Source organism: Desulfocurvibacter africanus subsp. africanus DSM 2603, from assembly GCF_000422545.1.
Classification (GTDB): Bacteria; Desulfobacterota; Desulfovibrionia; order Desulfovibrionales; family Desulfovibrionaceae; genus Desulfocurvibacter; species Desulfocurvibacter africanus.
On record NZ_AULZ01000018.1, the window covers coordinates 16,057 to 41,386 of the forward strand.

A 25,330-nucleotide genomic window follows, 5' to 3' on the forward strand; every position below is an offset into this window, starting at 1 on the left:
GCCAAATCTTGACGAAAGCTCGCCCTTGGCATACTGCACCACTTCATGGCTAGTAAATCCCCCGAACGGGTTGTATCCATGTCCCACAATTTATTCGATACCTTTTTTCGAGGCCAGGCTCGCGAATTTCTTGTCGCCGCCATCCGTTCAGCCTTGGCCGAAGACGGGCCGGACCTGACCAGTGTCGCCGTGTTCGGTCAGGATGTCGTCATGCGCGCATCCATCGTGGCCAAGGAGCCTGGCATTCTCGCGGGCTTACCCATAGTGCCCTTGGTGCTTGCCGATGTGGAACCTCAAGGAAACTGGATTGTTGAGAATGCCGCATCCGATGGCCAAAGCGTCGAGCCTGGGCAAACTGTGGCCCGCCTGTGCGGCCCCGCCGCAGTGCTCCTGCGCGCAGAGCGTATCGCACTCAATTTTATATGCCATCTCTCGGGCATTGCCACAGCAACCGCCTCTTACGCGCAAAGGCTTTCGGGCACAAGAACCAGGCTGCTCGACACGCGCAAGACACTGCCGGGGTTACGCTATCCGGAAAAATACGCCGTGCGTATCGGTGGTGGATTGAATCATCGCATGAATCTCTTCGAGATGCTCATGCTCAAGGACAACCACATCGATAGAGCCGGTTCCATAACCGAAGCCGTCAAGATTCTGCGAGCTGCGTATAAGCCATGCCCTCCGATCGAGGTGGAATGCAGAACTCTGGATGAGGTGCGCGAAGCGGCCTCCCTCCGCGTTGAGCGCATCATGCTGGACAACATGGACTTGGCGACCATGGAAAAGGCACTGGCCCTGGTGCCCTCCGGTATCGAAACCGAGGTCAGCGGCGGCGTGAATCTGGAAACCATCAGTGCCATTGGGAAGCTGGGACCGGATTTCGTTTCCGTGGGCGCCTTGACGCATTCGGCCAAAGCCCTGGATTTAAGCATGCGCGTGCTCGCAATATCCTGAACAACTTCAAGCAGCAGGATACCATGAACTCACAAGCATACACGGATATTTCCCGGCTGAGGGCTCAGTTCGGCGACCGCCTGACCATATTCGGACATCATTACATGAGCAGCGAGGTCATCCGGCACGCGGATTTTGCCGGTGATTCTTTGGAGCTTTCCCGCAAGGTCCCAGGATTGACCTCGGATTACATCGTTTTCTGCGGCGTGTCCTTCATGGCCGAGTCTGCGGCCATCCTGGCGAGTTCCCGGCAGAAGGTTTTCATACCGGATACCGCCGCGAGTTGCGTTATGTCCGATATGGCTCCGCACGTTCCGGTACAGACTGTCTTGGAGCGCCTGCGTGCCGGAGGCCGCAAGATCATCCCCCTGGCTTATGTAAACACGTCGGCTGCGGTAAAGGCCATTTGTGGCCGTTTCGGCGGTTCGGTCTGCACCTCGGCCAATGCCAGCACCATGCTGTCCTGGGCCTTAAAGCAAGGCGACGGCGTACTCTTCCTGCCGGACCGCAATCTGGCCATGAATACGGCCAATGCTCTGGGAATGGCCGAAGATCAACGGATGATCCTGGACATTCGCGGTGAAGCCGGGGAGCTGGACCAGGCCTCACTCAGCCGAGTGCAATTGTTCATCTGGCCCGGCTTGTGCGTTATCCATCATCGATTTAAGACACAGCAGATCGTCCGGGCTCGCGCCAAATCGCCGGGTGCCCTTGTAGTGGTTCATCCCGAGTGCTCACCCGAGGTGGTTGCGGCTGCCGACGCCAGCGGCTCCACTTCCTTCATCATCGATTACGTGCGCAAGGCGCCAACCGGAGCGACCATTTACATCGGAACCGAATGCAATCTGGTGGAGCGATTGGCTGGGCAATACAAAGGCGAGAAAACTATCCTGGCGCTGGTTGAGAGTGCTTGCGTCAATATGGCCAAGATCACGGAGCCCAAGCTGGCCAAGCTGCTCTTTGACATTGATGCAGGCCGGGCAAACGAGGTGACCGTCCCGCCCGATGTAGCCGCGCCTGCGCGTGACGCGCTAACCCGTATGCTTGAGGTATGCTGCAGATGAGTTTGGAACGCCTTTCCACCCAGGCCTTGGTCATCGGCTCGGGCGTGGCTGGCTGCACTGCAGCCTTCGTCCTGGCGGAACAAGGCTTCCAGGTAACGCTCATCACGGCAGGTGACGAGTTGACCCGAGGCAATACCGTCCTGGCCCAGGGCGGTATCGTTTACAAAGGTGACAACGACTCACCACATGAACTCGAGCGCGACATTCTCATAGCCGGCTGGCGTCACAACTACGCCAAAGCTGTGCGTCACTTGGCCGTAAAAGGCCCGGACGCCGTACGCACCATTCTCATAGATAGGCTTGGAGTGCCCTTCGCAACACATGAGAACGGCTCTTTCTACCTGGCTCGGGAAGGTGGGCATTCCCAGGCTCGCATACTGCACTGCGCCGATTACACGGGCAAGGCCATTATGGAGAGCCTTGTGCGTGCCGTCCAGGCTTCGCCCAATATCCGCGTGCTCAGCAAACGCACGGCCGTGGACCTTCTGACCACGCACCACCATGCCACGCACCTGGACTTCAAGTATTCCTTGAACAATGAGTGCGCAGGGGCCTACGTGCTGGACCAGGATTCCGGGCAGGTGCAGACCATCCTGGCCGATTTCACGGTGCTGGCCACAGGCGGCTGCGGGCAAATCTTCCTGCATTCGACCAATTCCCGCGGCAGTATCGGCTCGGCCCTGGCCATGGGCTACAGGGCCGGAGTGAAGCTCATGAACGTGGAGTACGTCCAGTTCCACCCCACGGCCCTCTTCAAACGAGCCGAGCGGCGCTTCCTCATTTCCGAGGCCGTACGAGGCGAAGGTGCCCGCCTGGTCAATGCCGATGGCCAGCCCTTCATGCAACGCTATGACAAGCGGGGCGACCTGGCACCGCGCGACATCGTCACCAGGGCCATTATGGAGGAGATGCTGCGCACCGGAGAGGAGTCTGTTTACCTGGATGCAGCCCATTATGTGGGCGTGGATATCGCCGAGCGTTTCCCGACCATCTTCGAAAAGTGCATGGAAGCTGGGATAGATATTCGGCGTGATCCCATACCCGTGGTGCCTGCGGCTCACTATTTCTGCGGAGGTCTACTCACGGACCTAAGCGGCCGAACCACCTTGGACCGCCTGTACGCGGTTGGTGAATGCGCCTGCACTGGCGTGCATGGCGCCAACCGTTTGGCATCCACGTCGCTTCTGGAAGGGCTTCTGTGGGGCAAGCAGGCCGGCGAGGATATTTGTCGCCGGTTACAAAAACGGTCCCTGATCAGCAAAAAGCTTAAATCCGCCATTCCGGACTGGAATCCACTGGGCAACCAGGCCAACGAAGATCCGGCTCTCATTGCCCAGGACTGGGCGTTTATCCGTAATACGATGTGGAACTATGTGGGCATCAGCCGCACCACCGTGCGACTCCGACGCGCCTTTGAGGAATTGCGCGACCTCAACAAGCACCTGCACGACTTCTACAAGGAAACGCCTATTTCCAAATCCATTGTAGACCTGTTCCACGGCTGTCTGGCGGCCTATCTCATCACCACCCAAGCCATGCGCAACAAGCATTCCCTGGGTTGCCATCATCGCAAGGATTGAGCCTGCCCTTGCTGTCGTGAGAATACACCGCCTTGATACTGCTGGAGTTCAACCTTTAGAGCATTTTGCTTTTGAAAATGCTCTGCAAGCCATGCGTCGGCATGGCTTGCCGCCGCGTAGGCGTAGGCGCAATTCACTTACGCCGTCAACGCCGGAGCGGGCGTCTTAAAAGCAATCTGCTCTAGAGAACAAAAAATGCATTGTCTGATAAAAAACTAAAGGAGGTACAACTTTCGTTGTACCTCCTTGAACTTTCTGGTGGGCCACCAGGGACTCGAACCCCGAACCAATTGATTAAGAGTCAACTGCTCTGCCAATTGAGCTAGTGGCCCAGTGTGCTCCGCAAGGTCTCTCGGATTCCGTTGCGTTGCGGCAGAGGCTTTTGCAGCCTCCGCGATATGTCAATTACTTGCCCGCAAATTAATAATGCAGGCTGGAAAACTGGTGGGCCACCAGGGACTCGAACCCCGAACCAATTGATTAAGAGTCAACTGCTCTGCCAATTGAGCTAGTGGCCCAGTGCGCTCCGCAAGGTCTCTCGGATTCCGTTGCGTTGCGGCAGGTGGACTCTTTAGTCCTCCACACCGATGTTGTCAAGAAAGAGCACTAAAAAATACCCATCCAGAATCCATTCCCGTTTTCTGACCATACAGGATCGGAGTTTACGACAATCTCAGTCCCTTGAAGCGGATGGACGCAAGGGGGAGCTTTTTGCTATGATTGCATAGATTGCGACAAGATAATCTCAAACCTTCTGGGCGGACACGAGATGATGCGCACGGTCTTCACTCTTCTCCTTACTATCCTGCTCTGGCCGGTCTCGTCAGTTCAGGCCCAACTTCAGATGCCCGAGCCTCCACTAAATATCTCCGTGGACTTCGCCAGACTGCCTGACAGCAAGGATAACGCCGAGACCACCGCCGGCGCTGTGCTGGCGGCGGTAACCATCATTCCGGAAAAGGGTTGGTATACCTATTCCAACCAGCCAGGCTCTCTGGGTCAGCCTACAGTGCTCACGGCCTCTCTCGCCGGGTCGCCAGAACCTCTGGAAGTGCGTTATCCACAGGGAGTGCGCAAGCCGGACCCTTTCTCACCCGAGGAGATGGTCAACTTGTACCTGGGCGAGGTGACTTTTTTCGTGCCCTTGCCCCCGGATGTTGCGCTTCCAGCGGACCTGCGTCTGCATCTATCGCTGCTGCTCTGCTCAGAAAAAAGCTGCATGCCCGTAAGTCTGGAGCGCACGGCCAGCTTGCGGCAAGCGGAAGCACTGCCCGCAGCCGAAAAGCAACCTTGGTGGCCGGAGTATGGAGCATCTGCGCCCGGTCCCCAGCCAGATCAAGTGGAACCGAGGCAGGCCGCCGAACCAGAAACGACTACCGGACCTGAGACGGCCAAGGATGCGCCTGAGGAAAAATGGAGCCTTAATCCGCGCTATTACCAAAGCGAGCTGGAGGTAGGCAGTATTTGGAAGGCCATTATGCTGGCCTTACTGGCGGGCTTTTTGCTCAACTTCATGCCTTGCGTGCTGCCCGTGGTAAGTCTCAAGATATCCAGCCTAGTCTCCGGTTGTGTTCGCGGCGCACAGTGCAGCGAGAGAGCCCGACGCCAAGCGTTCACCGAACATAACTTGTTTTTTGCCGCGGGCATTCTGGCCTATTTCTTGGTTCTAAGCTTGGTGCTCAGCCTTTTAGGGCTTGCCTGGGGAGAGTTGTTCCAAAGTCCCAAGCTCATCATGATCCTCTCGGCCGCGGTCTTCGCCCTGGCCTTGAGCCTGTTCGACGTCTACACCCTGCCTATCATCAACCTGCGTTCAGGCATGATCGACTCCGGCAACCCGCGCGCCTCAGCCTTTAGCACCGGAGTATTGGCTACCCTGCTTGCCACGCCCTGCAGCGGCCCATTCCTGGGAGGCGTGCTGGCCTGGGCGCTTGTGCAACCGTCGATGGTCGTGGCCATAGTCTTCATCAGCATCGGCGTCGGTATGGCCCTGCCCTATCTACTCATGTCGGCCTGGCCTGGACTCGTACGGTTCTTCCCCAAGCCCGGCGCATGGACAGTGAAGCTCGAACGCATCGTGGGCTTTTTTCTGCTGGCCACATGCATATACCTCATCAACATTCTGCCTCAAGACTACCTTCTCTCGGCATTGGTGTTGCTGTGGATCACGGGAGTGAGCTTTTGGATCTGGGGAGCCTGGACCGATTTGAATCAGAGCACCCGCAAGCGCTGGACCATTCGTAGCGCCGCCCTAAGCCTGGTGGTCGCGGCCGCGGCCTGGGCTGTGCAGCCTCCCGAAATATCCGTTCACTGGCGAGACTTTTCAGCCGAGGACTTTCGCGGCAGGCTTGGTCAGGAACGCCTGCTCGTGGACTTCACGGCCGACTGGTGCGTGAGCTGCAAGTTCCTGGAGCAGACCACGCTGACCGACAAGAACCTGGCGGACTGGGGAAAAAGATACGGGCTGACCTACATACGCGTGGATCTGACCGAGCAAAATCCCCAGGGCATGTCTCTGTTGCGCGAGCTCGGAAGCCAAAGCATTCCGGTTGTAGCCGTGTTTCCGCAAGGGAGCGATGCGAACAGGCCGCTCGTACTGCGTGACCTGTTCACCTCCGCGAACATGGAAGAGGCCCTGGATCAGCTCTTTTAGAGCATTTTGCTTTTGAAAATGCTCTGCAAGCCATGCGTCGGCATGGCTTGCCGCTAGCTTCGGCGTAGGCGCAATTCACTTGCACCGTCAACGCCGGAGCGGGCGTCTTAAAAGCGATCTGCCCTACAGCACCTTGCAAATAAAATGAAAAATGGGGGTGCAGGGAGCGCCGCTCCCTGCCGGGAGAGAGTCTGAGAGAGGGCAGCGCCCTCTCTCAGTTCAAACGCAAATTGCTCTAATTTGGGAGAGCCACGCGGATCAGACTATTCCAAGCAGATGAAGTCGAATTCGTTTCCGGTCAAACAACGGCCGCCATTGGGAGTTACCTCAAAGGTATTCTCCACGCCGACCATACCCAGACCTGGAATACCCTGCTTGGGTTCCAAGGCCAGGACCATGCCTTCTTCCAAGGGCGCATCGAAGCCCTTGGCGATGACCGGCCAACCATCAACGACCAGCCCGATGCCATGGCCGATGAAACGAACCTGATTGCCGCCCAGCCCCATAAACCCGTCAGCCAAGCCTTCTTCCTCGGCCCAGCGGGCGCAATGGGCGTACAGCGCGCTGGGAATGGCACCAGGCTTCATGCGCTCGGCGATCCACTCCTGCACATGCATGCAGAAGTCGTGACCGCGACGGGCTTGCTCGGGAATCGAGTTGCGCGGCCCAGCCCAATAGAGTTGGGTCTTGTCCGTGTGATAGCCCTCCAGGACGAAGCCTACATCAAGAGCCAGGGGCTCGCCCTTGCTCCAGACCTTGCCGGCATAGCCCATAGCCGTGGTCGCTGGATGCTCGCCGCGCAGACCCAACGGGCCGTTAAAAAAGCTTGGATAGTTGCCCGAGTCTCCGGCTGAGACATGACCCAGAAATATTTCCTCGCCAAAGGCGCCCATGCGCATGAGGCCGCTGTGTCCCTGGGAGAAGAAGGCCTCCCAGACGATATGTGAAACCTCACGCTCGGTCATACCCGGACGGATGCGCGCAGGAACGATCTCCATCAGGCACTTGGCGTGACGCTCGCCCGCCAAGCGCATTTTGGTCAACTCCCAAGGCGTCTTGAGGCTCTGAGCCATGGCCAGAATTGTATCGCCGGGCACAAAGCGCCTGCCAGGAAGCTTGGCAGCCAAGTTCTGGCCAAGCCCCCAAGTCAAGCCGGACAGCTCGACCGCCATCACTTCAGGCAAAGGGCAGCCCGCCTCCCGAGCCAGCCCATCCAAGTCCGCATAGGAGCGGAACGTCACGATGGAAGACAGCGGGGACTCCAGCTTGGCACGCTCCTTCCCCTTGCGCAGCATGAGCATGGGCTCTCCCTGCATGGGCAGCCAGCAGACGCCTGGGGCCATGGTGCCGGTCAGATAATATGCGGCGACGCGGGAAAACGTCAGGAGGCCGCCGGCTTCGGGGGCCTGCGCTTGCAGCAGAGTCCTCACCTTAGCCCAATGCAGGGATAATTCGTGCATGGGCATGGTTTCCAGGGGCTGGTACATGGCTTTCGCCTCACTGTTGACGTGCTGCCGTTGATAAAGCGGCGTACTTGAGAATCGCATGATTCTCGGCTACAAGCGCAAGTTGCGTTGAATAGGAATAATCAAAATTGGATCTATGGCCAAATGGACGGATTCCATTGGAGGGGCAAATGTTTGCCGCCGGAGACCAAAAGCTAGCTGTCTTGTTTCGCGAGGTCAAGACGATCGCCGTGGTAGGCGCCAAGGATGCGCCTTCGCAGCCCGTGGACCGAGTTGGCCGCTATCTTATCGCTGCCGGCTATGAAGTCATACCCGTGCATCCCAAGCGCAAGGACGTCTGGGGGCTTCCGACCTATTCACGCTTGGCTGACGTGCCGGTTCCCATTGATCTCGTCAATCTTTTCCGAGCCGCACAGTATTGTCCCGAGCACGCGCTGGAGGTGCTGGCCCTGCCAGTCAGGCCGCAAGCCTTCTGGATGCAACTTGGCATACGCAGTCCGCAGGCGCGGGAGCTTCTGGAACCGGCGGGAATCCTGGTTATCGAGGACTCCTGCAGCATGGTCGAACACCGACGCCTTTTGGGCGAGAAATAATGAGTGAAAGCAACTTAGCGTTCGAGTGCCGCCGATGCGGTCACTGTTGCGAGGGCCAGGGCGGCATCATCCTTACCGAGCAGGATGTTGAACGCCTGCGAACCCATCTCGGGCTCGCCAGGGAGGAATTCCTGACCATGGCCGTTGAATTCAAGTCCGATCGAAATCGCCTGCGCACCGGCCCAGACGGCTATTGCATCTACTATCGCCAGGATCTGCACGGATGTGGCATCCACCCGGCACGTCCTGATATCTGCAGAGCATGGCCATTCTTTCGCGGCAACCTGCTGGATCGCCTAAGCTGGGAAATGGTCCAGGATTACTGTCCTGGCGTGAATCCAACGGTAAGCCATGCGGAATTCGTCCGTCAGGGCCAAGCATACCTGCGCAATTGCGGGCTCGTGGCGGTGGGCGAGGACGCGCCGGCAGCCTTGCGTCCCATATAACTGCGCATCCGCGGCAAGGCTCTTCAATGACGGTCAAGGAATGCTATCAGATACTTCATGTCTCTCCCGAGGCGAATCTTGAGGAGGTTAAGCGTTCCTTCCGCAAACTCGCTTTCGACCTGCACCCCGACCTGCACCCCGACGACCCCTCTGCTGCACGCAAATTTCAGCGCTTGAATGAAGCCTACATCTTCCTGCGCAAGACCATGGAATCCGCCGATTTCTCGCAGGAAAGCCCGGAACAGACCGCAAAGAATGGGGCTGCTTCTCAGAATGCAGGTGCGCAGGGGCGGGCTCACGCGCAAGGCGGGAACCGGAACCAGGCTCAAACCGGCTCGCGCCCGTTCCGACAGGGGCCACCTCCCGGTGCGCCTTCGGCCGAGGAGCGTGCCCGCGAGCGCATGCGCAAGAAGCACTCAGATAATGAGCGCTTCTTTTCTCGTAAGGAAGAAGTCCTGCAAGATATTCTCAAGGATCCTTTCGCGCGCAAGGTTTTCGAGGACATCTACCAGCAGGTGCGCAACGGAAACACGACACCCAAGGCCGCTCCCAAGGAAATCAGAAAACGCAAGATCGAACTGGAGTGGGGCAAGCGCAAGATCAGCATCGATCTCTCCAAAGGTCTTATCGGCAGCTTCAAGGCCTGGATGCAGGGGCAAATGGATGTGCATAAGATAATCCATCTTCCCCTTGAGCAACTCATGCCCGGACGTACAGTACGTATCACGTTCAGTCCTGGCCTGAGCACAAAGAAGCACGCCATCGAAATCCGCCTGCCAGGCGATTTTGCAGTTGGAAAAGCCATGCGCCTGCGCGGCCTAGGGCGAAAGATCGGAGCACTTCAAGGGGATATGTACCTGCGCATCCTGGCGAAATAGTCCCCACACTAGCGTTCTTTACAGTACGCTGAAGCGATCTTTGAATTGCGCGGAAGCCCTTAGGGCCGCAGGCTCTCGAATACATAAGCGTCGGCAAACCTTTGCGCCCGCTCCAGATCATTCTGAGTGCGCACGGTCCAGGTCAGGACCGGTTTGCCCTGACAACGCCAGGCTCCCACAATGGGACTGCCGAGAACATTCAGAGCCACGGACAATGCATGCGGCTGGCCGAAAGCAATCAGCGGCCAATTAATGGCTGCGCAGCGTTGAGGAAGCCACAGGCCGCGCAAGCCGGAGCTGCCGGTGATCTGTACACGCAGCAAATGCGGGGCCTTGCGCTGGAACCAGGCCAATACGAGAGGATTGAACGATGCGACCGCAAAGCTGCCGCCATATTGCGTAAAGTATTGGTTAAGCAGCGATAGGACCTGTTGTTCCAGCCGGCCCGGCCGATTGCCGTTTTTGATTTCGACATAGAGTGGGACCCTGCCGCGCACCATGTTCAGCAGGTCGCTTAATAACGGCGGGGTTTCTTGCGTTCCAAGCAGGGAAAGACTGGACAACTGTCCTGAGTTCAGGGCCAGGACGTATCCGGTCCGACTTGTCATGCGGTCCAGAGTTGCATCGTGGAATACGACGACATTGCCGTCCCCGAGTAAGCGGACATCGAGTTCTATGGCATAGCCGTTGTCTACTGCCAGCCGGAATGCCGCCATGGAATTTTCGGGCACGCCCTTACGCAGATCATGCAGGCCTCTGTGTGCGAATGGCCTGCTTAGCAAGGATGCAATGTTCATCGATCTAACTCTTCAACCTTGAAAGTTTTTGGGTTCTCAATGACACTCCCGGGGACCCATGCAAACGAAGAGCGGAGACGAGGGGAATGAAAGATTCAAACCGCCCATGGCTTGATAGCTACGATTCAGAGGTCAGTCCAACTCTGACTTATGAATCCGTCCCTGTTTTCACTTTGCTGGATAGGGCCGCAGAGCGATTCCCCAAGCGCAAGGCTATTCGGTTCAACAACTACTCGATAACATATCAGGAGTTGCATCGCCAGAGCGAGGTCATGGCCGCGAACCTCCGGGCTCACGGACTGCGCCCAGGTGACCGCATCTCCATCATGATGCCCAATTTACCACAGACCATCATCTCTTATTGGGCAGTACTGAAAGCTGGCGCCGTGGCGGTCATGACCAATCCGCTCTACATGGAGAAGGAACTGGTACACCATATCCACGATTCCGGCTCCCGCATGATGATCACCCTGGACGTGCTCTGGTCCAAGGTCGCCCAACTAGGCGACAAAATCACGCTTGATAAGATTTTTGTTTCCTCGGTCGCTGATGGCCTGGCCTTTCCTCTAAATCAGATCGTGCGCCTCAAGGTTTGGAAAGAAGGCAAGGGCAAGGTGCCCTATGACGACGGCAAGGTGCTTCGCTGGAGTGAGCTGCTGCACGGAAGGGATCGTTTTTCATACGCCGGGATCATGCCTAAGACCGACTTGGCCTTGCTCCAGTACACCGGCGGCACCACTGGCGTTTCCAAAGGCTGCATGATCACCCATTACAACCTCGTGGCCAACGCCGCTCAATGCAGTGCCATTCTGCACTCCATCGGCAATCAGCAGGAAACTTTCTTGGCGGTCATGCCCTTCTTCCACATCTACGGCCTGACCACCTGTCTCAACTTTCCCACGGCGCTTGGCGCAACAACCGTACCTTTTGCCCGCTTTGTGCCGCAGGACGTGCTTAAGACCATCGATAAGATCAAGCCGACAATTTTTCCAGGCGCTCCGTCCGTATACATCGCGCTCATGCAGCAGCGAGAGTTCGAAAATACGGACTTCCAGGGGTTACGTTACTGCATCTCAGGTTCGGCTCCCATGCCCGTGGAAGTCATGCAACAGTTCAAGGAGCGCACAGGCTCGGATATTATCGAGGGATATGGCCTGACCGAAGCCTCTCCAGTGACACACCTCAACCCGCTCAGGGGAACGCGCAAGTCGGGTTCCATCGGGTTGCCCTTTCCGGACACGGAAGCTCGCATTGTGGACATGGAGGTCGCTGGACCGCCACTTCCTCCAGGCAAGCATGGCGAACTCATTATGCGCGGTCCTCAGATCATGGCGGGCTACTGGAATCGCCCGGACGAGACGGCCAGCGCATTGCGCAATGGCTGGCTCTTTACCGGGGACATCGCCACCATGGACGAAGAAGGCTATTTCTTCATCGTGGACCGCAAGAAGGATCTGATCATCTCCGGCGGTTACAACATTTACCCCCGAGAGATCGACGAAGTGCTCTATGAGCACCCCAAGGTCAAGGAGGCCGTGACGGTCGGCATTCCGCACAAGACTCGCGGCGAAGTGGTCAAGGCCTATGTTATTCCGAAGGATGGAGAAACCATCGATAAAGCCGAGATAATCGCCTTCTGCAAGAAAAAACTTGCCGGCTACAAGGTTCCGCGCCAGGTGGAGTTCCGCACCGAATTGCCCAAGACTTTGGTGGGCAAGGTGCTGCGGCGTGCTCTGCGTGAGGAGGAGGCACAAAAGGTAAATCGTGCCGCGGCTCGTAAAGAAACGGTGGAATAATCCTGCGCTTTTAACTGATCGTAGAAAAGCTCCTCATTATGTCTGCGGCTTGCGCCGAACCAGCAAGCGAGGTGCGACATGGCGCCTGGACGGCGGGAACAGCCGCAGGGCAACATGTGGGTGAGCTTGGCGAGATTCCCAGATCCCGCGGGCACGCATTCTATGACTGTCATGTGGCAGGTGCTCGAGCGCGCGGGGATTGACCACTTCCCCGAGAAGCTCTGCCTGCCTTGGCGTTTTTGCTCTGATAGCCGTGGTACTCTTCTGCGAGAGCCGCCTCGAAGGCGTTGTGCCGCCCGTAATGCTCGGTCGGTTCGAATAGCGGATTACTTCAATGAAGAGATAAAGCGTTCTGCAGATTACATGCGAGATCAGGGTGCTTTTCGTCGTGGGCTTGAGAGGGCAAAAAACTCCTTCCCAGCTTTTATGGAATAATGCCTGGATAAACGTCTGAGCAGGCCTGGACCCACATGGGTCCAGGCCTGCAAAACGTCTCCGCGATGCTCAGGTCATGAGCATGTCGACCATGGAATACAGCTTGCCCGGCTTTTGGGAGTGAAGCCATTTGGCGGCTCGCAGCGCGCCCAGGGCGAGTGTATCCCGCGAATGGGCGCGGTGGGTCACCTCGATGCGCTCACCCGGCCCGAAGAAATAGATCGTGTGATCCCCCACCACGTCGCCGCCGCGCAGGGTCTGCAGGCCGATCTCCTCGCGGGGGCGCTCGCCGATGATGCCATCGCGGCAGCAGCAGGCCTTTTCCCGCAGTTCCCAGCCCCTGGCCTCGGCCAGGCACTCGCCGAGCGTAAGGGCCGTGCCGCTGGGCGCGTCCTGCTTCTTGTTGTGGTGGACCTCCATGATCTCCAGGTCGTAAGCCGGCCCGAGCTTCTTGACCAGTTCGGGCAGCACGGCGAGTAGCGTATTGATGCCCACGCTCATATTCGAGGCCCAGAACAGGGGCGCCTGGCGGGCGGCCGCGCGCAACTCGTCCAGCTGCTCCGGCGTGAAACCCGTGGTGCCGATGACAGCGGCCATGCCGGTCTCGGCGGCCAACCTGGCCGTGCCCAGGCTGGCTTCGGGGGAGGTGAAGTCGATGACCACAGCGCCCTTGACCGTCTTCAACACCTCGCCCAGGCTCTTGCCAAACGGGCAGCCCAAGCTCTCAAGGCCTTGAGCCCTGCTCGACGGCTCGACGACTCCTGCCAGCGTCAGCTCGGAATCGGACTGGGCAAGACGCACCAAGGTAGCGCCCATGCGGCCTCCGGCTCCATTGATGATCAGCGGGCACTTCATCTCTTGATAACCTCCGCGTGTTGCTTGCCGGGGCCTGCTATCCATCCGCCTGCGCGCTCGCCCCTACCAGGCGCAGGAATTCCTCGAAGCCAATGACGGCCAATCCCAGCTTGTCGGCCTTGTCCAGCTTGCTGCCTGGGTTCTCTCCCACGACCACATAGTCCACGTTTTTGGAAATCGATTTGGCCGCCGTGCCGCCGGCCTGCTCCACCAGCGTCTCGGCCTCGGAGCGGCTCATGCTCGGCAGACCGCCAGTAAACAGGACGCGCTTGCCTGCCAACGGCAGCTTTGTCTTCCCCTCTTGCGCAACAGCCGGCACATTGGACGGCCATAGACCGATCTCCTTGAAACGCCCCAGCAAACTACGATTGGCTTCGTTCAGAAAGAAATCGACAATGGATTCGGAAATCTTGTCGCTGATGCCGGGCAATTCCTCCAATTCCTGGCGCGTGGCTGCTCCAAGCGCGTCAAGATCGCGGAAACGCGAGGCCAGCAATCTGGCAGTCTCCTCGCCCACGTGCGGAATGCCCAGGGCGGCTATCAGCCGCGGAAGCGTCGCTTCCTCTTTGGCCTTGCGAATGGATTCCACGAAATTGGCGGCCGACTTATCGCCCATGCGCTCCAGGGTAAGCAAATCCGTCTTCTTCAGGGTGAAGAGATCGGCCGGCGAACGGACCATGCCCTTGTCGATGAGGATCTCCACCCACTTGCGGCCTAATCCTTCGATATCCAGGCCGGCCTTGGACACGAAATGAATGATGCTCTGACGAATGACCGCCGGGCAGGAGATGTTCACGCATTTCCATATGCGCCGCTCCTCCGAGGCAAGGAACACCTCAGTATGGCATACGGGACATTCGGTAGGGAAAACGTACTCCTGCTCCCCTCCCGTGCGCTTTTCGGCCAGCGCCCGCACCACCTCGGGGATGACGTCCCCGGCGCGCTGGATGAGCACGCGATCGCCCAGGCGCAGGTCCTTCTCGCGGATGTAGCTCTCGTTGTGAAGGCTGGCGCTGGAGACGGTCACACCGCCGACGCTAACCGGGTCCAGCTCGGCCACGGGAGTAAGTACGCCTGTGCGGCCTACCTGGATACGAATGTCGCGCAGGAGCGTCTCGGCCTGGTAGGCAGGGAACTTGAGCGCCAAGGCCCAGCGCGGGGCCTTGGCCGTAAAGCCCAGGAAACGTTGCAACTCCAGGCAATTGAGCTTGGCCACCAGGCCGTCGATCTCGAAGGGCAAGGCCTCGCGACCGGCCTGCAGCCGTTCGAAGCTGGCGGCTACCTCGTCAGGGTGGCGGCACTGCCGGGCCTCGGGCGGAATGGCGAAGCCGAGTTGGGCCAAGCCGGCGATGATCTCATCTTGTCCCTGCCAGCCGGGAGCTCCATTCCAATCCACCTGGCCGATACCATAGGCGAAGAAACGCAGAGGCCTCGCAGCGGTAATGCGCGGATCGAGCTGGCGCACGGAGCCGGCCGCGGCGTTACGCGGGTTGGCGAAAATCTTTTCGCCACGCTCGGCCTGACGCTCATTGAGGGCATGAAAGTCGGCCTTGCGCATGACCACTTCGCCGCGAACCTCCAGGAGGCGCGGCATTACGCCATCGTCGTGAAGCACGAGCGGGAGATTCTTCACCGTGCGCACGTTTTGCGTCACGTCCTCGCCCACCTCGCCATCGCCGCGCGTTGCGGCGCGCACGAGGCGACCGTTTTCGTAAATCGCCTCCAGGGCCAAACCATCCAACTTGGGATCGATCCAGAAGGTGCCAAGCAGTGCCGGGAGACTTCGCCACGTCTCCTCCGACAGTTCGGCCAGGACCCGCACAGGCACGCGCAGATGCAAAGCGCCAGCGGTCTCGGCCGCGTCGGCCACTGCCTTCTCGATCGCGACCCGCAAGTCATCGACACTTCCGCCGGCAAGCAGGGCCTTGAGTCCCTCTTTGGCCTTACGCCGCAGTCCATCGCGGTTCTTGTCGTCCAGCCTGCCGCTAGCGCGCGCTGCGGTTTCGGCCTCAAGCTTCGCAAGGAACACATCCTCGAAATGTCGCCCCACGCGGGCCACGAATTCGCGCCACTCATCCACACTCATTGCGTTGTCCAGGCTGTACATGCGCAAGGCATGCCGGTACTGGGCAAAACCTTCGGCTGGCGCGGCCCCCACGCGCTGAGTCGGGGAGGACGGGTCGCGCAACTCGAGGTTGTGCTCCTCCAGATCCTGAAGCTCGCGCATTATGCGGTCGTATTCGGCGTCGGAGATGACCGGCGCGTCGAGCACGTAGTAGCGGTAATTATGGAAATGGAGCTCCTTGCGCAGGCGCTCCACTCGCTGACGAATATCCTCGGGCGCGGTAGCCATGGGATAACTAGACGCTGACGGCCGCGGTCTGGCCGTCGCAAATGTCTCGGAGCTTCTGAAGATGATCCGGTTTGCCTACCGTGACCAAAGTGTCGCCGCTTTCGATGACCGCATCCGGACCAGGGTTAAAGATCATTTCATTCGTGTGCTTTTTGATGGCCATAATAATGATGTTCAGTCTTGGGCGGATGCCGGCGGACTTTAGATCCTTGCCGTTCAGGACCGAAGCCGGTCCAATACGCAGTTCCTCCATCTGCAGGTCCAGGTTACTGCGCGCGGCGATCTCCAACAGGTTGGTGACGGTGGGCCGCAATACGGACTGGGCCATGCGTCTGCCTCCGATGAGATTCGGCAGCACAACGCGGTCGGCTCCGGCTCGCTCCAAGCGAGGGATGTGCGCTTCACTGTCGGCGCGAGCGATGATGGTCAGCTTGGGGTTGAGCTGACGAGCCGTCAGCGTGACATAGACATTCGCCGCATCGGAAGTCAGGGCCGTGATAAGCGAGGAAGCCTTCTCCAGACCGGCGGACAAGAGAACCTCGTCCGAAGTGGCATCGCCAGCCACGGACATCATGCCGCTCGCCTCCAGTTCCTCGATCAGGGTGGGATCCTTCTCAACGACCACCACGGGATAGCCTTCGCGATGGATCTCCTTGGCTACGATGCTGCCGATGCGGCCGTAGCCGCAGACGATGAAGTGGCCTGACTGCTTATTGATGATTTTTTGCATCCTGCGTCTCTCGAGCATTAACTGCAGGCGGCCTTCCACCATCAATTGGGTGAAGGAGCCCACGAGATAGGCGAAGGCGCCGACTCCGGACAATATCAGCCCCACGGTGAACAGGCGCCCTTCGGAGGATAGAGGGTGGACCTCGGTGAAACCCACGGTGGAAAGGGTAATAACGACCATGTACAGGCTGTCCACGAAGGCCCAGCCTTCCACGAGCATGAACCCTGCCACGCCCGCGACCACTACTCCGCATATGAATACGAAACCAGCGAGCACCGGCCACCACAGCCGGTATCTATACCGCAATGCCAGGATGCGTGTGCGCATGCTCATGCGCTCTCCAGTAGCAGTTGCTTGAGCGAGAAGATGCGGTCGCGTATTTCGGCGGCACGCTCGAAGGCCAACTCCTTGGCGGCCTCGCGCATGTCACGCTCCAGCGACTTGATCTCCTTCTCGATTCTCTTGGGATCGTGCCCGTACTTGGCCGCCTCTTCGGCGACCTTGGCGTACGTTTCGGCCTCGCTGTCCGGATACAGCTTTTCGAGTACGTTCTCCAGACTTTTCAATATGGTCCGCGGGGTGATGCCCATCTCGCGGTTGTGGTCCTCCTGTCTGGTCCGACGACGATTGGTTTCATCCATGGCCGCGCGCATGGAGTCGGTAATTTTGTCCGCATACATGACGACCTTGCCGCCGACATTGCGTGCGGCGCGGCCAAAGGTCTGCACAAGGGAGCGCGCGGAACGCAGGAAGCCTTCCTTGTCGGCATCCAGGATGGCCACCAGCGAAACCTCGGGGATGTCCAGCCCTTCGCGCAGGAGGTTGATGCCCACCAGCACATCGAATTCACCTGCGCGCAGGGCCTGGATAATGGCCACGCGCTCCAGGGTGTCGATGTCCGAATGCAGGTAGCGGGTCTGCACGCCCATGGACAGCATGTATTCCGTCAGGTCCTCGGCCATGCGCTTGGTCAAAGTGGTGACCAGCACCCGCTCGCCACGAGTCTTGCGCAGCTTGCACTCGGCCAGCAGGTTATCCATCTGGCCCTTGACCGGCCGCACCTCGAGAATGGGATCCACCAGGCCCGTGGGGCGGATGATCTGCTCCACCACCGCATCGCCCGAGCGCTCCAGTTCCCAGGGGCCGGGCGTGGCCGAGACGTACACGCACTGGTTGACGCGCGTCAGGAACTCCTCGAAGGCCAGGGGCCGGTTGTCCAGGGCCGAAGGCAAGCGGAAACCGAAGTCCACCAGTGTCTGCTTGCGCGAGCGGTCGCCTTTGAACATGCCGCCGATCTGGGAGATGGTGATGTGCGACTCGTCCACGAAAAGCAGGAAGTCCTCTGGGAAATAGTCCAGCAACGTGGCCGGAGGCTCACCCGCTCTGCGGCCATCCAGATGGCGCGAGTAGTTTTCGATGCCGTTGCAGTAGCCCAGCTCCTCGATCATCTCCAGGTCGAACATGGTGCGCTGCTCGATACGCTGAGCCTCCAGCAGCTTATTCTCGCGCTGGAAATAGCGCAGCCGCTCGCCAAGCTCGTCGCGGATATCGCTCGATGCACGCGAGGTGTTGTCGCGATCCGAAACAAAGTGGCTGGCCGGGAAAATGACCGTCTTCTTGACGGTGGAGAAAACCTCCCCCGTCAGCGGGTCGGTCTCGTAGATGGCTTCCACCTCGTCCCCGAAGAACTCCACCCGCAACGCGCGCTCGCGGGAGTAGGCCGGAATGATCTCCAGCACATCGCCGCGCACGCGGAACTTGCCTCGGCTGAAGTCATAGTCGTTGCGCTCGTAATGCACTTCCACCAAGCGCGCGGCCAACCGCTCCATGGACAATTGCTGTCCACGCTCCAGGGGCACGACCATTTTGGCGTAATACTCGGGAGAACCCAGGCCGTAGATGCACGACACGGAGGCCACGATGAGTACGTCGCGCCGGGTCAGCAGCGCGTGCGTGGCCGAGTGGCGCAGCTTGTCGATATCGTCGTTGATGGAAGAGTCTTTCTCGATATACGTGTCCGTGTGCGGCAAGTAAGCTTCGGGCTGGTAATAGTCGTAATAGCTTACGAAATACTCCACCGCGTTCTCGGGAAAGAGCGCCTTGAATTCGTTGAAGAGCTGAGCGGCCAGGGTTTTGTTTGGCGCCATGACCAGCGTGGGCCGATTCACCTTGGCTACGACGTTGGCCATGGTGAAAGTTTTGCCCGAACCGGTGACACCCAACAGCACTTGTTCGCTCACGCCATTTTCGATGGCCCAGGCAAGCTTCTCGATAGCTTGAGGCTGATCGCCCATGGGCTCGAAGGGGCTGACAAGCTTAAATTTTTCAGACATAGTTTGCCAGTTATGAGTCAACTCAGGTATGGGCATCACCCTTCCATAGCGGCCGGGAATGCCTTATTGGGAACAACAAGGTCCGCAAGCTTACCTGCAGTGGACCCGGCTGACAATCACACAACGTGCGGAGCAGTGCATGGACGTAACAATCATTCCGCCCGACAGCGAGCTTCCGGTGGAGCGGGCCTTTTCGCTATCCATGACCGTACGAACCTTCAAAGGACGCCGGGATGTGGATATTCACCTCTTTCGGCATACCTGGCATCCCGCCGAGGAGCAGGACTACGACTGGGATGCGCTCATCGGCCCGCCGATCGCTACCGAATCGTCCGTCAGCCCCGCTGAGATCGCAGGCAGCCGCCTCGTGCTCCTGGAGTCGTTCACTCGCGAGGAGCGTGACCGGATCGTGGACTTCCTGACGCGGCAGTATCAAGACAGGCTGACAGCCATTCTTTCCCGCCCCTTGACCTTCCCCATTCCGGCCGGGCTCACGGGGCTGTCCCAGGTCCGGGCCGGAGAGAACATCGGGCTGGTCGACTTTTCGCGCATCCGCAGCTATACCCTGCCCATCCCGTTACGGGGATTGTACGACCTTAATCAACACAAGCCTATAATCGCCACGATAGAGACGAATCCTTGAGCCAATCAAGCCTCATCGGGAGACGCTTCGCCAAGATCCTGGTCTGCCAACAGCGCCAGATCGGCGACGTGCTCCTGGCCACTCCGGCCGTGCACATGCTCCGCCAGGCCCAGCCCCAGGCCGAGCTGCATTTCCTCACCGAGAAGAAATGCTCGCCCGTGCTCCAGCATAACCCGGATATCGACATCATCTGGGAGATCGACAAGAAAAAGCTGACCCACCTCGGCAAACAGCTCGCCTTCTATCGCCATGTCGCCCGCCAGGGCTTTGATCTGGTGGTGGATTTCCAGCAACTGCCGCGCCTGTTGTGGGTGGTGCTCTTTTCCCGCGCCGCGGTGCGCCTGAGCTACACCCCTCCGTGGCAGCGTCGGTTCCTGTATACACATTGGACCGATACGCAGCCTGGTTATGCCGCCCAAACCAAGGCAAGCATTCTTAGGCCCTTAGGCATAGAATGGAATGGCGAGAAGCCGCGTATCCATCTCAGTGAAGATGAGCAACGCCAAGCTGCCCAGTGGCTGAGAGAACAAGGTTTGCGTGAGGGCGAACGGCTGATCACCGTTGATCCCTCGCACCGCCGTCTCACGCGCTTGTGGCCTGCCCAGCACTTTGCGCGACTCATCGATCTCGCGGCCGAGCGCGATGCAAGCCTGCGCTTCCTGCTCTTGTTCGGGCCGGGCGAGGAACCGGTGGTGCAAGAGGTCGCCGGGCTCGTACGGCGCAAGGAGGCCCTGCTGCCCGTAGGGCGCATGCTCAGCCTGCGCGAGATGGCCGCAGTCCTTCGCCTGGCCGACCTGCACGTGGGCAACTGCTCGTCCCCGGCCCACTTCGCCGTGGCAGTGGACACGCCGACCTTGATCATGCGCGGCTCCACGGGCGACGAGTGGCGCTACCCCTCGCCCGAGCACCGCAGCCTGCGCCTGGGACTGGACTGTCAGCCCTGCAACAAGAGCCCCTGCCCTCTGGGCACGCGGCAGTGCCTTGTCGAGCTTACGGCCGAGCAAGTCCTGACGCCTCTTCTTGATATGCTTAGGGGACCCAAGATTCAGGAATAAACGAAAAACACCCTACAGAGTGGCCTGGGGCTACCACTCCAGGCTTTCGCAAAAACCCTCGGGCATTTCCCAAGGACCTCGCCTGGTCGGATGCTGGATGGCGGCTCGTAGCCGCGCCAGAAACTCGCGCCTGCTGACTTCCAGCGCGCCGAACTTGAGCATATGCGGGGTTGCCTGCTGGCAATCCACGAAATGGAATTCCCACTGCGCCAACAGCCGGTTAAGGGTGACAAAGGCCGCCTTGGAGGCATTGGGCACGTGGAAGAACATGGATTCGCCGAAGAAGGCCCGGCCAAGGGACACTCCATAGAGCCCGCCCACGAGCCTGCCATCCTGCCAAGCCTCAACGCTATGCGCCAAGCCGGTTTCATGCAGGTCCATATAGGCTTCAATCATCTCCGAAATCAGCCAGGTACCCTCACCCTGAGGCCGCTTGGTCTTGGCACAGGCCGCGATGACTTCTTCAAAGGCCCTGTCCAGAGTGATCTGGAAGGGCAGCTTGCGCAGGAGCTTGCGCAGGCTGCGCGCCACCACGATCCTGGTGGGCTCAATGATGGGGCGCGGATCCGGCGACCACCAGAGGATTGGGGTGGTGGAGCTGTACCAGGGGAAAATGCCGTGCGCGTAAGCCGAGACCAGCCGTTCCTTGGACAGATCGCCGCCCACCGCAAGCAGCCCATCAGGGTCAGCGTAGGCGGGATCAGGGAAGATCAGTTGTTCGCCGAGAATAAAGACCGACATACGCTACGCGCCCTACCCAAAAGGGGGCAGGCCTAGGCCTGCCCCATCTCTTCTTCTTCAAGTTCTTTGGTCCGGGTTATGACGGGTGGCGTGATGGAGAACAAAAGCTGGTCCTCCTCGGTGTTGCCCTTTCGGCTCGGATTTGCGGGCGCATCGACAAGCACCTCGCCACCCTTCTGCAGTTCGCCGAAGAGCATCTCGTCGGCCAGGCGGTCTTTTACTTTGGTCTGTATAACCCGCCCCAGTGGTCGCGCTCCGAAGGATGGATCATAGCCCCAGGTAGCCAGCACGCTACGAGCTTTGGCCGTTAGCCTGACCACGACCTTCTTTTCCCTGATTTGATCGTTGAGCTGACCGATGAATTTGTCCACGATCTGCTCGACGACTTCCTGCTTCAGCGTATCGAACTGGATGATGGCATCCAGCCTGTTACGGAACTCAGGGCTGAACAGTTTTTCCACGGCCTTGACGCCCTTGCCCTTCATGGTCTCCTCGCCGCCGAGGAAACCGAGGCTGGTGGCGGCCATTTCGCGCACGCCGGCATTTGAGGTCATGAGCACGACCACATGCCGGAAGTCGGCCTTGCGGCCCGTATTGTCCGTCAACGTAGCGTAGTCCATGATCTGCAACAGGATATTGAACAGATCAGGGTGAGCCTTCTCGATCTCGTCCAGCAGCAGCACGCTGTACGGATTCTTACGGACATCCTCGGTGAGCAATCCGCCCTGGTCGAAGCCCACATAGCCAGGAGGCGCGCCGATCAATCGGGCCACGGCGTGCTTTTCCATGTACTCGCTCATGTCGTAACGCAGGAACTTGACGCCCATGACCTCGGCCAATTGCTTGGCCAGTTCCGTCTTGCCCACGCCCGTGGGGCCTATCAGCAGGAAGTTGCCCAAAGGCCGCGTCTCGTTGCCTAAACCGGCACGGGAGCGCTTGATGGAGCGGGCGATACTGTCCACGGCCTGGTCCTGACCAAAGACGCGCCCTTTGAGCTCGTTATCCAAGTCCTTGAGCCGCAGGCGGTCCGAGGCGGTCACGCGCTGGGAAGGCACGCGGGCAATCTTGGCAACGACTTTCTCCACGTCGCCGACTCGGATGGCGTTGTCTTTGCGGGCTCCACTCAGCTTGAACACCGCTCCGGCCTCATCGATGACATCGATGGCCTTGTCGGGCAGGAATCGATCGTTGATGTACCTGGCCGAGAGCTCGGCCGCGGCCTTGATGGCCGTCAGGGTGTAATGCACCTTATGATGTTTCTCGTAATAGGGCTTGAGGCCTTTGAGGATGTCCACGGTGTCCTCCACCGAGGGCTCCTGGATCTCGATTTTCTGGAAGCGCCGGGACAGGGCGCGATCCTTCTCAAAATGGTTCTTGTACTCCTCGAAGGTGGTGGAGCCGATGCAACGGATCTCACCCGAGGCCAGCAGCGGCTTGAGGATGTTCGAAGCGTCCAGCGTGCCGCCGCTGGTGGCGCCAGCGCCAACGATGGTGTGGATCTCGTCCACGAACAGGATGGCGTTTTTGCGCTCCACCAGGGCCGTGAGCACACCCTTGAGCCGGGCTTCGAAGTCGCCGCGGTACTTGGTCCCCGCGAGCAGCGCGCCCATATCCAGAGCGAAGATCTCGGTATCGTAAAACATCTCGGGCACATCGCGCTGAATAATGCGCAGGGCCAAGCCCTCGGCCATGGCCGTCTTGCCCACGCCTGGATCCCCCACGTAGAGCGGGTTGTTCTTACGCCTGCGGGCCAGCACCTGAATTGTGCGTTCAAGCTCGTCCTTTCGGCCAATGAGAGGGTCGATGAGACCTTCGCGAGCCTTCTGCACCAGGTTCACGGTGAACTGGTCCAACAAGGACTCCTTCTTGGCTCCTCCGCATTCGCCACCCGAGCAGGACTTGCCGGGTTCCGGCTGATTGGAGGGGTGCGCGATGACTTCCAGGATATCCAAACGGCTGATGCCTTGGGATTTGAGGAAGTAGACCGCATAGGAATCCTCTTCATCGAACAAGGAAGCCAACACGTCGCCCACTTCGACCTGATCCTTGCCCGCGGACTGCATGTGCATTATGGCGCGCTGGAGCACGCGTTGCACGCTCAAGGTCTGCACGACCTCGGTAGACATGGGCTCGGGCATGACCTCGAGATGGTCTATGAAGTACCTTTCAAGCTGGTTACGCAAGCGCATCAGGTCGGCCCCGCAGCTCTCCAGGATGCTCTTGCCGCTCTCCTCCCGGACGATGGCGTAGAGGAGGTGCTCCAACGTCAGGAATTCGTGATTACGGCGTTTGACTTCCTTGACCGCATCCGTCAAAACCGTTTCTAATCTTTTGCTAAGCATTTAAACCTCTTCCATGGTACATTTGAGGGGGTAACCCTCTTTGCGGGCCGTCTTGTGCACCAAAGCCACCTTGGTTTCGGCTATTTCGGTCGTATAGACCCCGCAGACGCCAATCCCCTTCTCATGCACCATAAGCATGATATGCGTGGCTTCGGCCTCATTTTTATTGAAGATGACCTTGAGCACGAAGACGACGAACTCCATGGTCGTATAATCGTCGTTGTGCAGGAGCACTTTGTACCGACGAGGCTCCCTAACCTCTTCCTTGATATTGGTCTCGAACTCAGTGTTCTCACGGGTAAAGGGCTTGGCCATTGTACTCGCCGGTCTGGTTTAACGGGTTTATGCCAATTGAGCCCAATCTAAGTCTCCGCTCCCTCCCTGTCGAGAGGGGGACCGCGCTTCCCCGAGGTTCTGGGACCAATACCGTGTATACCCTGACCTCGAGGGTCGGTAAAGAGCGAAACGGAAAATGGCGATCTTTAAACGGGCTCGAAATAGATCAGTTAGATTTCCGGCGATACCGCCATGCGCGCCCTCTCCTCGGAGGAAAAGACGAAGCTGTCCTCGGGCGGAAGACCCGCGGCCTGTCTGTGGCATCGGTTGAGTTCGTGGTAATTCTCGGACGTGGCGCAACCCGCATCCAGGCCCAAGTCAGCCGCCAGGCGGAGAATTTCAGGCTCTTCTGCCTCTATCTCTACAAACCGGCCAAAGGGCAAACGATCAAGGCAGATCACGGCATTATCCAAAAGCCACTTTTCCCGCACCTTCTCATAGGTGAAAGCCGGCCTGTAGCCCAAGGCTTCCAAGATGCACTGCATGGCCTGGAAGTCGGTCACGCTGGTCTCGATCTCTTCAAGAACTTTCGCAACTGTTGCCCCGCAAGGCGCATCTGAGGACTTGCCTGCCTGGCCAGTTGGGGGCCGCTTGAAGGTCAACACGAAGCGATGATCAACTTGGCGTAGCCTAAGCAGCATTCCCCGATGGCGCAGGGATGAATCGACATCATCCAGGACCAGGTTGCGCTCAAGGGCCCTGAATTGGAAATCGGCCCCTAGGCGCGACAAGTTCTCGTGAACCCTTCCGAAATCCGGCTTGCAGAATTTGAGTTCCGTCTCTAGAGCCATGTGGATATACAACCATGCCAAGTAGATAAAAGGTTTTGATTTTCCCGTTGTTATAGTAGCTACTGACATACGAAAAGACAAGGAGGGTCTGGTGCACAAGCTCGTCCTCATGGCCATGGCCGGCGCTGCCGGGACACTGGCGCGCTACGGTCTGGCTCAGGCCGTGCAGCGCTTGTCCGGCCAAGGATTCCCCACCGGCACCTTTGCAGTCAATGTGCTGGGGAGTTTCTTGTTCGGGCTGGTCTGGACCCTGTGTGAAGACCGACTGCCCATGGGCAGCGAGGTGCGCATAGTGCTTCTGACCGGCTTCATGGGCGCGTTCACCACGTTCTCGACCTTTATGTTCGAAAGCTCGGCCCTGCTTAAGCACGGACAATGGATGTATGCTCTTCTCAATATCGGCGGACAGACGCTGCTCGGTCTGTTTGCCTTGACCCTGGGCATAGCCGCAGCCAAGCTGCGCTTTTAGAGCATTTTGCTTTTGAAAATGCT

21 protein-coding genes and 2 tRNA genes are annotated in these 25,330 nt (G+C 58.9%); 11 read left to right on the forward strand and 12 right to left on the reverse strand.

The window, feature by feature from the left end; genetic code table 11:
• Window positions 1–78 precede the first annotated feature (78 nt).
• Genes nadC through nadB form a run of 3 tightly spaced genes read left to right on the forward strand, consistent with a single transcriptional unit; the run spans window position 79 to window position 3,598 of the window.
• Entirely contained in the window at window positions 79–954 is an 876-nt protein-coding gene (gene nadC, locus H585_RS0112890) for a carboxylating nicotinate-nucleotide diphosphorylase (RefSeq protein WP_027368128.1), read from the forward strand.
• A 23-nt stretch (window positions 955–977) separates the two neighbouring features.
• The gene (gene nadA, locus H585_RS0112895) at window positions 978–2,018 is read left to right on the forward strand and encodes a quinolinate synthase NadA (protein WP_027368129.1); all 1,041 of its coding nucleotides are present in this window, start codon (window positions 978–980) and stop codon (window positions 2,016–2,018) included.
• On the forward strand, window positions 2,015–3,598 hold the full coding sequence (nadB, locus tag H585_RS0112900) for an L-aspartate oxidase (RefSeq protein ID WP_014260882.1): 1,584 nt from the start codon (window positions 2,015–2,017) through the stop codon (window positions 3,596–3,598). Before nadA ends, nadB begins: the two co-directional genes overlap by 4 nt.
• Before the next feature lie 256 nt (window positions 3,599–3,854).
• On the opposite strand, the gene H585_RS0112905 is transcribed toward nadB, so the two are convergent.
• Together H585_RS0112905 and H585_RS0112910 are read right to left on the reverse strand one after the other, a co-directional pair.
• Window positions 3,855–3,930 (reverse strand) — tRNA-Lys (locus tag H585_RS0112905).
• 110 nt (window positions 3,931–4,040) lie between these two features.
• Window positions 4,041–4,116: transfer RNA gene (locus tag H585_RS0112910), tRNA-Lys, on the reverse strand.
• A 251-nt stretch (window positions 4,117–4,367) separates the two neighbouring features.
• Between H585_RS0112910 and H585_RS0112915 the strand changes: the two genes are divergently transcribed.
• The gene (locus tag H585_RS0112915; RefSeq protein ID WP_027368130.1) at window positions 4,368–6,248 is read left to right on the forward strand and encodes a protein-disulfide reductase DsbD family protein; all 1,881 of its coding nucleotides are present in this window, start codon (window positions 4,368–4,370) and stop codon (window positions 6,246–6,248) included.
• Window positions 6,249–6,511: 263 nt separating this feature from the next.
• Here H585_RS0112915 and H585_RS0112920 read toward each other — a convergent pair whose 3' ends face one another.
• The gene (locus tag H585_RS0112920) at window positions 6,512–7,735 is read right to left on the reverse strand and encodes a M24 family metallopeptidase (RefSeq protein WP_027368131.1); all 1,224 of its coding nucleotides are present in this window, start codon (window positions 7,733–7,735) and stop codon (window positions 6,512–6,514) included.
• Between the two features lie 149 nt (window positions 7,736–7,884).
• Here H585_RS0112920 and H585_RS0112925 point away from each other — a divergent pair, with 149 nt between their 5' ends.
• The 3 genes from H585_RS0112925 to H585_RS0112935 are packed head-to-tail and all read left to right on the forward strand — an operon-like array spanning window position 7,885 to window position 9,631.
• On the forward strand, window positions 7,885–8,307 hold the full coding sequence (locus tag H585_RS0112925) for a CoA-binding protein (protein WP_014260879.1): 423 nt from the start codon (window positions 7,885–7,887) through the stop codon (window positions 8,305–8,307).
• Window positions 8,307–8,753, forward strand: coding sequence for a YkgJ family cysteine cluster protein (locus tag H585_RS0112930; protein WP_027368132.1), 447 nt, complete (start codon window positions 8,307–8,309; stop codon window positions 8,751–8,753). Before H585_RS0112925 ends, H585_RS0112930 begins: the two co-directional genes overlap by 1 nt.
• 26 nt (window positions 8,754–8,779) lie before the next feature.
• On the forward strand, window positions 8,780–9,631 hold the full coding sequence (locus H585_RS0112935; RefSeq protein WP_027368133.1) for a DnaJ domain-containing protein: 852 nt from the start codon (window positions 8,780–8,782) through the stop codon (window positions 9,629–9,631).
• Window positions 9,632–9,690: 59 nt separating this feature from the next.
• Here the strand turns inward: H585_RS0112935 and H585_RS0112940 are convergent, their stop codons facing one another.
• The gene (locus H585_RS0112940; RefSeq protein ID WP_027368134.1) at window positions 9,691–10,428 is read right to left on the reverse strand and encodes a glycerophosphodiester phosphodiesterase family protein; all 738 of its coding nucleotides are present in this window, start codon (window positions 10,426–10,428) and stop codon (window positions 9,691–9,693) included.
• Between the two features lie 86 nt (window positions 10,429–10,514).
• Here H585_RS0112940 and H585_RS0112945 point away from each other — a divergent pair, with 86 nt between their 5' ends.
• A complete protein-coding gene (locus H585_RS0112945) occupies window positions 10,515–12,224 on the forward strand; it encodes a long-chain-fatty-acid--CoA ligase (RefSeq protein WP_027368135.1) in 1,710 nt (569 codons plus the stop codon).
• Window positions 12,225–12,728: 504 nt separating this feature from the next.
• Here the strand turns inward: H585_RS0112945 and dapB are convergent.
• From dapB to uvrB, 4 genes are read right to left on the reverse strand one after another with little or no spacing between them, the layout of a single operon-like run.
• Window positions 12,729–13,514, reverse strand: coding sequence for a 4-hydroxy-tetrahydrodipicolinate reductase (dapB, locus tag H585_RS0112950; RefSeq protein ID WP_027368136.1), 786 nt, complete (start codon window positions 13,512–13,514; stop codon window positions 12,729–12,731).
• Between the two features lie 37 nt (window positions 13,515–13,551).
• Window positions 13,552–15,867, reverse strand: coding sequence for an NAD-dependent DNA ligase LigA (gene ligA, locus H585_RS0112955; protein ID WP_027368137.1), 2,316 nt, complete (start codon window positions 15,865–15,867; stop codon window positions 13,552–13,554).
• Window positions 15,868–15,874: 7 nt separating this feature from the next.
• The gene (locus tag H585_RS0112960) at window positions 15,875–16,930 is read right to left on the reverse strand and encodes a potassium channel family protein (protein WP_027368138.1); all 1,056 of its coding nucleotides are present in this window, start codon (window positions 16,928–16,930) and stop codon (window positions 15,875–15,877) included.
• A complete protein-coding gene (uvrB, locus tag H585_RS0112965; RefSeq protein WP_027368139.1) occupies window positions 16,927–18,930 on the reverse strand; it encodes an excinuclease ABC subunit UvrB in 2,004 nt (667 codons plus the stop codon). Before uvrB ends, H585_RS0112960 begins: the two co-directional genes overlap by 4 nt.
• Before the next feature lie 139 nt (window positions 18,931–19,069).
• Here uvrB and H585_RS0112970 point away from each other — a divergent pair, with 139 nt between their 5' ends.
• Together H585_RS0112970 and H585_RS0112975 are read left to right on the forward strand one after the other, a co-directional pair.
• The gene (locus H585_RS0112970; RefSeq protein WP_027368140.1) at window positions 19,070–19,573 is read left to right on the forward strand and encodes a hypothetical protein; all 504 of its coding nucleotides are present in this window, start codon (window positions 19,070–19,072) and stop codon (window positions 19,571–19,573) included.
• A complete protein-coding gene (locus H585_RS0112975; protein ID WP_051183118.1) occupies window positions 19,570–20,628 on the forward strand; it encodes a glycosyltransferase family 9 protein in 1,059 nt (352 codons plus the stop codon). Before H585_RS0112970 ends, H585_RS0112975 begins: the two co-directional genes overlap by 4 nt.
• A gap of 30 nt (window positions 20,629–20,658) precedes the next feature.
• On the opposite strand, the gene aat is transcribed toward H585_RS0112975, so the two are convergent.
• The 4 genes from aat to H585_RS0112995 form a co-directional block, all read right to left on the reverse strand.
• Window positions 20,659–21,369 carry a leucyl/phenylalanyl-tRNA--protein transferase gene (gene aat, locus H585_RS0112980; protein ID WP_014260867.1) on the reverse strand — a complete coding sequence of 237 codons (711 nt, stop codon included), beginning with the start codon at window positions 21,367–21,369 and terminating at the stop codon, window positions 20,659–20,661.
• Window positions 21,370–21,401: 32 nt separating this feature from the next.
• On the reverse strand, window positions 21,402–23,711 hold the full coding sequence (clpA, locus tag H585_RS0112985) for an ATP-dependent Clp protease ATP-binding subunit ClpA (protein WP_027368142.1): 2,310 nt from the start codon (window positions 23,709–23,711) through the stop codon (window positions 21,402–21,404).
• The gene (gene clpS, locus H585_RS0112990; RefSeq protein ID WP_005983890.1) at window positions 23,712–24,026 is read right to left on the reverse strand and encodes an ATP-dependent Clp protease adapter ClpS; all 315 of its coding nucleotides are present in this window, start codon (window positions 24,024–24,026) and stop codon (window positions 23,712–23,714) included.
• A 191-nt stretch (window positions 24,027–24,217) separates the two neighbouring features.
• On the reverse strand, window positions 24,218–24,838 hold the full coding sequence (locus H585_RS0112995; RefSeq protein ID WP_027368143.1) for a class IV adenylate cyclase: 621 nt from the start codon (window positions 24,836–24,838) through the stop codon (window positions 24,218–24,220).
• Between the two features lie 91 nt (window positions 24,839–24,929).
• Here H585_RS0112995 and crcB point away from each other — a divergent pair, with 91 nt between their 5' ends.
• Window positions 24,930–25,307 carry a fluoride efflux transporter CrcB gene (gene crcB / locus H585_RS0113000; protein WP_005983894.1) on the forward strand — a complete coding sequence of 126 codons (378 nt, stop codon included), beginning with the start codon at window positions 24,930–24,932 and terminating at the stop codon, window positions 25,305–25,307.
• Window positions 25,308–25,330: the final 23 nt, after the last annotated feature.